The organism is Aliidiomarina quisquiliarum (assembly GCF_023922585.1).
Lineage (GTDB): Bacteria > Pseudomonadota > Gammaproteobacteria > Enterobacterales > Alteromonadaceae > Aliidiomarina > Aliidiomarina quisquiliarum.
Genome location: NZ_JAMFTN010000006.1, coordinates 1 through 9,787, shown reverse-complemented (window position 1 = coordinate 9,787; position 9,787 = coordinate 1). Strand labels below are relative to the sequence as shown.

The 9,787-nt window shown below is 51.9% G+C and carries 2 protein-coding genes; one reads left to right on the top strand and one right to left on the bottom strand.

Annotated features, from left to right (window positions below):
* Positions 1–233 (top strand): hypothetical protein (locus M1L23_RS15050; protein WP_420840617.1); only part of this gene is annotated, 233 nt, incomplete at its 5' end.
* Between the two features lie 251 nt (positions 234–484).
* Here the strand turns inward: M1L23_RS15050 and M1L23_RS00345 are convergent.
* Positions 485–9,772: an InlB B-repeat-containing protein gene (locus M1L23_RS00345; protein ID WP_252624942.1), complete on the bottom strand. Its 9,288-nt coding sequence runs from the start codon at positions 9,770–9,772 to the stop codon at positions 485–487.
* Positions 9,773–9,787: the final 15 nt, after the last annotated feature.

Here is a 9,787-nt window from a genome sequence, read left to right as displayed (position 1 = left end):
ACGCAAAGAAGTTATCCACGACATCAGCGATGATGAGAAAACCTGTGAATGCTGTGGCACCGACATGCATCGCATGGGCGGATGTCAGCGAGAAGCTCGACTTTATTCCTGCGAAGGTACAAGTGATACAACCGATTGACTACCTGATGCGCTTGTTCGAGCAATGGCCGCTTATCACGGAAGACGATGATATCGACCACCTGCTGCCTTGGAATATCGAACTCGAGCATTAGCGACAATTATCTTGACCGGTTAAATGGCCGGCAAAATTGACCCGCCTTGAGAAAAATAATACGGTCAATGTGTGCTACTAGCGACGCTCACAGTTAAGCGGTCATTTACGTCCATGGAAATACTCTTTAGTTAGCCAATTTTAAAATCGACAATATAGTAACAAATGAGTTAAGTGAAAGCGATATGAAAAGATAAGGCGCTGCAATGCAGCGCCTGCGCCGAATCCAGATTCAACATCCAAAAACGCACCTTACCAGCGGTACCACACACCCAGCATCAGGGTGTTTACGGTGTCGTTCAATTGATACTGACGCCATTGTGCGCGCACGCCATAGTGGGCTGACCATTGGTATCCAACACTCGCGCCAAAATAAAGGTCGCTCCCTTCCTTTCGAGTGCGCTGGGTTAAACCCGTATCGGTTGCGCTGCGGCGATATGCCAACCAGTCATAAATGCCTGCGTCGATATTCACTTGCCAAGCATCCTGAAAGGTAAACTGCCGACTCACACCAAAGGTTACGCCGCTTCCTAACACTGGGGTTTCTCGCTCAATGGCTGCGAAAGTTTGCGCAGGTGTGGTGGTGTCAACTTGCGCCGTTAAGTGCCCACTGCCCAAGTCAACATAACCAACCGTCGCGCGCCAGTTGTCACTTAGCCAATAGCTCGCGTGCAGCGACATGGCTAAATCTGAACGTTGGTAGTCGCGCACCTGTACGCCGTGCCCTGCCAAAGCCGAGAGATCATGGTCCGCAGAACTGCGGCCAGCGGCCAATTCCACTTCCCATGAATTGGCGTTCGCCGCCGGCATAATCAACATCAATACCACAGCCAATGGTGCACTGCGGCGCGCGAAACCACTGCATCGAGCAAAACCAGCGCGGCGAGCGAATGCGATCAGCAACGCGAATGGAATCATCCACCAATGCCAGCTACCACGCGACACTTTCGCTTTCACTTCAATGGTTTCCACCACAACCAGCGACACCCGTGCTTCACCTATAGCCTGCGCTCCACCTTCATCTTGCACTGTGTATTGAATGGTGTCGACACCACCAAAGCCCACCGCTGGGGTATAACGCAAGCGGTAATCTGCTAACACTTCAACCTCCCCTTGTTGCGCACTCGCCGCAGTCACAATCAGCGCGGAGCCTTCTGGATCATAGTCATTGGCCAACACGTCAATGGTGATGGGCGTGCGGTCGTCGGTAGCCACATTTTCGTTCTGCACAACAGGCAACTCATTGGCTGACACTACCACGCGAATTTCACCAAATCCGACCCCTCCATTACCGTCACTTACGCTGTAAGTAACTACGGTACTGCCAGCAAAGTTAGTTGGCGGCTCGTAACGCAGTGTCAATGGTCCATCGAGGGTCACCACACCAATATCCGCTGTCGCCGCGCGTAGCTGCAGCGCATCACCGTCTTCATCACTTACCTGTTCGCGTAAGTCGATAAAGCTCGAGCGGTTCCACAGCACGGTTACCTCGAAGTCTTGCGCTACTGGCACAGTATTGCCGTCGTTCAGTACCGCGACACCACCCGGGTCCACTACCGTTCCATTAGCCACGCCGTCTGCGTCATTCGGACCACCGTCTTCAATATAAAGCTGAACACAGTAATGCCCCTCTTGCAGTCCTGGCTGCCACGCAGCACTGGCTGGCGGTGGACAAATACCCGGCTCACCAACCGCACTGAACAACGCATTGCGTTCATTCTCCACAAACGCCGCCCACTCACCGTTAAGGTACTTACGGTAAACGCCGGCCGTCGGTATTGCTTGGCGCTGCGGAATCACCACATAAACACTGTCACTGGCTTGCGAAAGGTTGTCGATAACGAAGTCGAACATGCCGCCGGTATTGCGGTATTCTTCGTCTTCAATTTCAATGCCTTGCGGGTTCTCTGAATCTAATTGAATCGCACCGAGCTCGCTCAACATCGCAACACCACCGCGACGAATACATGCACTGGCTTCCGTTTCCGTTAGGTAACGCGTGCGTTCACTCACTTTCTGTGAAATTACGTTACAAGAGCCAACACCATCAAGGTAGTCCGGAATACCATTGCGGTTACTGTCACCACGGCCTACTAAGCGGTCAGGTATACCGTTCCCGTTGGAATCATCGTCACCGAGGCTTGGCAACTCCGCAACTACTTCAACGAATACTGTCGCTTGTTTGCTTACACTGCTGTCGCTGGTGTGGCTAACCGTTACTTGTACCTCATGCACACCTAATGCGGCGGTGCTTGGATCGAAGTTAAACACCCGCGGATTCTCGCTTGCATTGCCCGCTAACTCTGTGCTCCAAGTATAGTGAAGTTCCCCGTCAGCACATGTTTGCGCCAACTGTGCCACCACACTTGCATTGCCGCCACTTTGAGCGATTTGAGCTTGCCCTTGGTCACCCTGGAATACCGCAAGCTGAACATCTGGCACCGACGGTGCGGCCGCTGCAGTAATTACACTGCGGCTTCTCGCACCACGGTTCAGCTGTTCGTCGAGCACCACAATGATTGTCGGGTTTCCTTCACCCAACTGATCACCATAAAGTTCAAATGTTAGCGACGCTTCGCGACCTTCCTCGATATAGATCACGCCGTCAAACAAGTTATGGCCGGCCATATCGGCAGTTCCTTCCACATAGTAAGGCACTGCAACAGGGTATTCGGGCGCGTCACCATTTAGAATCGCTCTTATGGTTACTTCACTGGTACGAGGTACGGTTTGGTCACGGTTTAACGACACCAGAGGATCAACCCAAACTTCTTGCCCTGCCAATGTCTCGCGGCCCTCAGCGTCTTCCGCACGCCAGTAAACTACATGTCTACCGGGCGCAAAAAGAACATTCCCGTCAACAGTCGACACCGGCAGTAAATCGCCGTTTACGTCCACCGCCGAGGCTGTGCCTAGCTCAACCCGCGTCAACAAGCCAGTGGCGTTCACGCGTACATTAGCCGGCACATCAATTTGTGGTGCCTGTTCATCTTCCGGATCACCCGTAATCACTAAGCGCACATCGGCTGTATCGGTCGCTTCGCTCTCATCCATAATGTTGTAGGTTAAGTTCACAACCCCGACAAAATTACTCGGTGAGCGATACAACAACTGCCCGTCTTCAATGCTTACGCTGCCAATACTCGCGTTTGCACTCAAAATGGTAAGCTCCTGTTCGTCAACGTCGGTGTCATTGGCCAACACGTCTAGCAGATATTCGCCGTTTTCATTGAGCGGAAGCTCAAACACATCGTCCATCGCAACAGGCGCCGTATTCACCCAAAGCACTTCAATGCTTACGCTGTAATCGACAGACGAATATTCGCCGTCCATCACTCGATAAGTGAAGTTATCAAAGCCACTGAATAGCTCTGCTGGGGTATATAACCAGCCGCCGTCGGTGGAATCGAGTGTACCTTCGCTAGTTTCAGTTACTAACACGAGCTCGAAAGTGCCACCCTCAGCACCGGAAACTTCCGGTGTAATGGTTATGTCAGTATCTTGATCCAAACTTACCGACAGGTCTTGGCCTACAGGGTTCATGTAGTACTCTGCGGTTACCGTTAAGTCTTCAACAACGGAGTCAAACTCTGTATCCCAGCCGGTGAAGGTATAACCCGTGCGTGTTGGATCTTCAGGCGCTGTCGCTGCGGTTAAGTACTCCACAGTGTCAGTGCCCAGCTCTTTACCGTCAAAGTCTACGAAGGTCACTGTGTAGCTGTTGATCGTGTATTGCGCGGTTACCGTCATATCTTCCGTGACTGACGTGAATTCTGCATCCCAACCACTAAAGGTATAACCGGTGCGCGTTGGATCTTCCGGCGCTGTCGCTGCGGTTAAGTACTCCACAGTGTCCGTGCCCAGCTCTTTACCGTCAAAGTCTACGAAGGTCACCGTGTAGCTATTAATGGTGTATTGCGCGGTTACCGTCATATCTTCTGTGACTGACGTGAAGTCTGCATCCCATCCGCTGAAGGTATAACCGGTGCGTGTTGGATCTTCAGGCGCGGTAGCTGCGGTTAAGTACTCCACAGTGTCCGCGCCCAGCTCTTTACCGTCAAAGTCTACGAAGGTCACCGTGTAGCTGTTGATGGTGTACTGCGCGGTTACCGTCATATCCTCTGTGACTGACGTGAAGTCTGCATCCCATCCGCTGAAGGTATAACCGGTGCGTGTTGGATCTTCAGGCGCCGTCGCCGCGGTTAAGTACTCCACAGTATCCGAGCCCAGCGGCGAATTATCATAATCCACGAAGCTCACGGTATAGCTGTTAATGCTGTACTGAGCAGTCACTGTAATATTCGCAGTCACCGAATCAAACGCCGCACTCCAACCGGTAAAGGTATAACCCGTACGCGTTGGATCGGCCGGCGCCGTCGCCGCGGTCAAGTACTCCACAGTATCCGAACCTAGCAACGTTCCATCGAAGTCATTAAAGGTCACGGTATACGAATTAATCGTATATTGAGCAGTCACTGTGATATCCGCAGTGATCGAATCAAACGCTACATCCCAGCCACTGAAGGTATAACCCGTGCGGGTTGGATCCGCCGGTGCCGTCGCCGCGGTCAAGTACTCCACAGTATCAGAGCCTAACGGCGAATTATCATAATCCACAAAGCTCACGGTATAGCTGTTGATGCTGTACTGAGCTGTAACCGTCATGTTGTCGGTTACAGAGTCAAACGCAATATCCCATCCCGCGAAGGTATAACCCGTGCGTGTTGGATCAGCCGGTGCCGTCGCAGCGGTTAGATACTCCACAGTATCCGAGCCTAGTGGCGAATTATCATAATCCACGAAGCTCACGGTATAGCTGTTAATGCTGTACTGAGCAGTCACTGTGATATCCGCAGTCACAGAATCAAACGCCACATCCCAGCCACTAAAGGTATAACCCGTGCGTGTTGGATCCGCCGGTGCCGTCGCCGCGGTTAGATACTCCACAATATCCGAGCCTAGCGGCGAATTATCATAATCCACAAAGCTCACGGTATAGCTGTTAATGCTGTACTGAGCAGTCACTGTGATATCCGCAGTCACAGAATCAAACGCCACATCCCAACCACTAAAGGTATAACCCGTACGTGTTGGATCAGCAGGTGCAGTGGCTGCCGTTAAATAATCAACGGTGTCGGTGCCTAACAAGGACCCATCAAAGTCATTAAAGGTCACGGTATACGAATTAATCGTATATTGAGCAGTCACTGTGATATCCGCAGTCACCGAATCAAACGCAACATCCCAACCACTGAAGGTGTAACCCGTACGCGTTGGATCGGCTGGTGCCGTCGCCGCGGTCAAGTACTCCACAGTATCCGAGCCTAGCGGTGAACTGTCGTAATCCACGAAGGTGACCGTGTAGCTGTTGATCGTGTATTGAGCGGTCACCGTCATATCTTCCGTGACTGACGTGAAGTCTGCATCCCAACCTGTGAAGGTATAACCCGTGCGGGTTGGATCCGCCGGTGCCGTCGCCGCGGTCAAGTACTCCACAGTATCAGAGCCTAACGGCGAATTATCATAATCCACGAAGCTCACGGTATAGCTGTTAATGCTGTATTGCGCGGTAACCGTCATGTTGTCGGTTACAGAGTCAAACGCTACATCCCAGCCACTGAAGGTGTAACCCGTACGCGTTGGATCGGCAGGCGCCGTCGCCGCGGTCAAGTACTCCACAGTATCCGAGCCTAGCGGTGAACTGTCGTAATCCACGAAGGTGACCGTGTAGCTGTTGATCGTGTATTGAGCGGTCACCGTCATATCTTCCGTGACTGACGTGAAGTCTGCATCCCATCCGCTGAAGGTATAACCGGTGCGTGTTGGATCTTCAGGCGCCGTCGCCGCGGTTAAGTACTCCACAGTATCCGAGCCCAGCGGTGAATTATCATAATCCACGAAGCTCACGGTATAGCTGTTGATGGTGTATTGCGCGGTAACCGTGATATCCGCAGTCACCGAATCAAACGCCACATCCCAACCGCTAAAGGTGTAACCCGTACGCGTTGGATCGGCAGGCGCAGTAGCACCTTGCAGATATTCCACAGTGTCGGAGCCTAGCGGTGAATTATCATAATCCACGAAGCTCACGGTATAGCTGTTGATCGTGTACTGCGCGGTAACCGTCATGTTGTCGGTCACAGAGTCAAAACCAACATCCCATCCAGCGAAGGTATAACCCGTACGCGTTGGATCGGCCGGAGCTGTAGCACCTTGCAGATATTCAACCGTGTCGGAGCCTAGTGGCGAATTATCATAATCCACGAAGCTCACGGTATAGCTGTTGATGGTGTATTGCGCGGTTACCGTCATGTTGTCGGTTACAGAGTCAAACGCTACATCCCATCCCGCGAAGGTATAACCCGTACGCGTTGGATCAGCAGGTGCCGTAGCTGCCGTTAAATAATCAACGATGTCGGTGCCTAACAAGGAGCCATCAAAGTCGTTGAAAGTAACCGTGTACGAATTAATCGTATACTGCGCGGTTACCGTCATGTTGTCGGTTACAGAGTCAAAACCAACATCCCATCCCGCGAAGGTATAACCCGTACGCGTTGGATCCGCCGGTGCCGTCGCCGCGGTCAAGTACTCCACAGTATCCGAGCCCAGCGGTGAATTATCATAATCCACAAAGCTCACGGTATAGCTGTTAATACTGTATTGCGCGGTTACCGTCATGTTGTCGGTTACAGAGTCAAAACCAACATCCCAACCACTGAAGGTGTAACCCGTACGTGTTGGATCCGCAGGTGCAGTGGCACCTTGCAGATATTCAACCGTGTCGGAGCCTAGTGGCGAATTATCATAATCCACGAAGCTCACGGTATAGCTGTTGATGCTGTATTGAGCCGTAACCGTCATGTTCTCGGTTACCGAATCAAACGCCACATCCCAACCACTGAAGGTATAACCGGTACGTGTTGGATCCGCAGGTGCAGTGGCACCTTGCAGATATTCCACAGTATCTGAGCCTAGCGGTGAACTGTCGTAATCCACAAAGCTCACGGTATAGCTGTTGATCGAGTATTGAGCGGTAACCGTCATGTTCTCGGTTACAGAATCAAAGGCCACATCCCAACCACTGAAGGTATAACCCGTACGCGTTGGATCCGCAGGCGCAGTAGCACCTTGCAGATATTCAACCGTGTCGGAGCCTAGTGGCGAATTATCATAATCCACGAAGCTCACGGTATAGCTGTTGATGGTGTACTGAGCAGCCACTGTGATATCCGCAGTCACCGAATCAAAACCAACATCCCATCCCGCGAAGGTGTAACCCGTACGCGTTGGATCCGCAGGTGCTGTAGCCGCGGTTAAGTACTCCACAGTATCCGAGCCTAGCGGTGAACTGTCGTAATCCACGAAGCTCACGGTATAGCTATTAATACTGTATTGCGCCGTAACCGTCATGTTCTCGGATACAGAGCCAAAACCAACATCCCAACCACTAAAGGTATAACCCGTACGCGTTGGATCCGCAGGTGCAGTGGCACCTTGCAGATATTCAACCGTGTCGGAGCCTAGTGGCGAATTATCATAATCCACGAAGCTCACGGTATAGCTGTTGATGCTGTATTGAGCCGTAACCGTCATGTTCTCGGTCACCGAAGCAAACGCCACACTCCAACCGGTAAAGGTATAACCCGTACGCGTTGGATCAGCAGGTGCCGTCGCCGCGGTCAAGTACTCCACAGTATCCGAGCCTAGCGGTGAATTATCATAATCCACAAAGCTCACGGTATAGCTGTTGATGGTGTATTGCGCGGTTACCGTCATGTTGTCGGTTACAGAGTCAAAACCAACATCCCATCCCGCGAAGGTGTAACCGGTACGCGTTGGATCCGCCGGCGCAGTAGCACCTTGCAGATATTCAACCGTGTCGGAGCCTAGCGGTGAATTATCATAATCCACAAAGCTCACGGTATAGCTGTTAATGCTGTATTGCGCGGTTACCGTGATATCCGCAGTCACAGAATCAAACGCCACATCCCAACCACTGAAGGTATAACCGGTACGTGTTGGATCCGCAGGTGCAGCGGCACCTTGCAGATATTCCACAGTATCTGAGCCTAGCGGCGAATTATCATAATCCACGAAGTTCACGGTATAGCTGTTAATGCTGTACTGCGCGGTTACCGTCATGTTGTCGGTTACAGAGTCAAAACCGACATCCCATCCCGCGAAGGTGTAACCCGTGCGTGTTGGATCAGCAGGTGCCGTCGCCGCGGTTAGATACTCCACAGTATCCGAACCTAGTGGCGAATTATCATAATCCACGAAGTTCACGGTATAGCTGTTAATGCTGTACTGCGCGGTTACCGTCATGTTGTCGGTTACAGAGTCAAAACCGACATCCCATCCCGCGAAGGTGTAACCCGTACGCGTTGGATCGGCAGGCGCCGTCGCCGCGGTCAAGTACTCCACAGTATCCGAGCCTAGCAACGTTCCATCGAAGTCATTAAAGGTCACGGTATACGAATTAATCGTATATTGAGCAGTCACTGTGATATCCGCAGTCACAGATTCAAACGCAATATCCCATCCCGCGAAGGTATAACCCGTACGCGTTGGATCCGCAGGCGCGGTAGCACCTTGCAGATATTCAACCGTGTCGGAGCCCAGCGGTGAATTATCATAATCCACGAAGCTCACGGTATAGCTGTTAATGCTGTACTGAGCAGTCACTGTGATATCCGCAGTCACCGAATCAAACGCCACATCCCAGCCACTGAAGGTGTAACCGGTACGCGTTGGATCCGCAGGTGCAGTGGCGGCTGTTAGATATTCCACAGTATCGGAATCAATGAAGGTTCCATCAAAGTCGTTGAAGGTAACCGTGTACGAATTAATGCTGTACTGAGCCGTCACTGTGATATCCGCAGTCACCGAATCAAACGCTACATCCCAGCCACTGAAGGTGTAACCCGTACGCGTTGGATCGGCAGGCGCCGTCGCCGCGGTCAAGTACTCCACAGTATCCGAGCCTAGCAACGTTCCATCGAAGTCATTAAAGGTCACGGTATAGCTGTTGATGCTGTATTGCGCGGTTACCGTCATGTTGTCAGTTACAGAGTCAAAACCGACATCCCATCCCGCGAAGGTGTAACCCGTGCGCGTTGGATCGGCTGGCGCCGTAGCTGCCGTTAAATAATCAACGGTGTCGGTGCCTAACAAGGACCCATCAAAGTCATTAAAGGTCACGGTATACGAATTAATCGTATATTGAGCAGTCACTGTGATATCCGCAGTCACAGAGTCAAACGCAACATCCCATCCCGCGAAGGTGTAACCCGTACGCGTTGGATCGGCAGGCGCCGTAGCTGCCGTTAAATAATCAACGGTGTCGGTGCCTAACAAGGACCCATTAAAGTCGTTGAAAGTAACCGTGTACGAATTAATGCTGTACTGAGCCGTCACTGTGATATCCGCAGTCACCGAATCAAACGCTACATCCCAGCCACTGAAGGTGTAACCCGTACGCGTTGGATCGGCAGGCGCCGTAGCTGCCGTTAAATAATCAACGGTGTCGGTGCCTAACAAGGACCCATCAAAGTC